Consider the following 887-nt stretch of genomic DNA (forward strand, 5'->3'; position numbering starts at 1 on the left):
CTCTTACCGGCGCTGTAAACCGCAGCAGCAACAACTCTACCCATGATTCWGGTTCACTTCTTATTAGCAGATGGCAGTGGCAGGCAATCTTCAGCTTAGCCTTGTCTACTGCTTGAGAGTGAGCGAACTCTGCAGAGTTCGAAGGGAAAAGCTCCAAGGTGAAAGTTTGCAGGCAAAAGAAAACCCGCACWTGGCGGGTTTTCTTTCTACGCGGCTTGCAGTTGCCTATCCATCGAGGCGATGCACTCGCGCATTTGCTCACGACACTGTTCCATCAGCATGGGCATGTCGTCCAGGCTCAATCCCGCTGTCGGAATGGCCGGCAACGAACGAATCAGAATTTTCCCACTGCGCCAGCGGTTCAATCGCATGTGTTTGACGTAACTGCTGACACACACCGGCACGATCGGCACGCCGGCAGCAATTGCCATCTGGAACGCGCCTTTCTTGAACGGCAGCAATTCTTCGCCAAGGTTGCGCGTGCCTTCCGGAAAGACCCAGATCGAAGTGTCTTCATGCTGCAAGGTGTGCGTGGTGGTCAGCATCGACTGGCGCGCTTTTTGCGCATTGCCGCGGTCGATCAGCACGTTACCGGCCAGCCAGAACAGCTGCCCGAACAGCGGCACCCACTTAAGGCTTTTCTTGCCGATGCACACGGTGCGGCGGGGCACCACGTTGCCGAACACAAACAAGTCGTAGTTGGACTGGTGATTAGCGACGATCACGCAGCTCTCAGGCTTGTTCATCAATGGCGCGACATCGGTCTTCACCCGTAAACGCAAAATACACATCGCCGGCCACKCATACAGGCGTGCGCACAAACGGCTGTTGTCCGGGTTGAACGGGCGGCACAGGCCCAGAATCACACCGAGCACACCAGCCAGAAT

At 56.1% G+C, this 887-nt stretch carries 1 protein-coding gene; it reads right to left on the reverse strand.

What is annotated here, in order from left to right; all coding sequences use genetic code 11:
* Positions 1-206: 206 nt before the first annotated feature.
* Positions 207-887 (reverse strand): lysophospholipid acyltransferase family protein (locus AC1DRJ_RS30080; protein ID WP_477805324.1); only part of this gene is annotated, 681 nt, incomplete at its 5' end.

It is taken from the genome of Pseudomonas sp. P5_B2 (assembly GCF_056400445.1).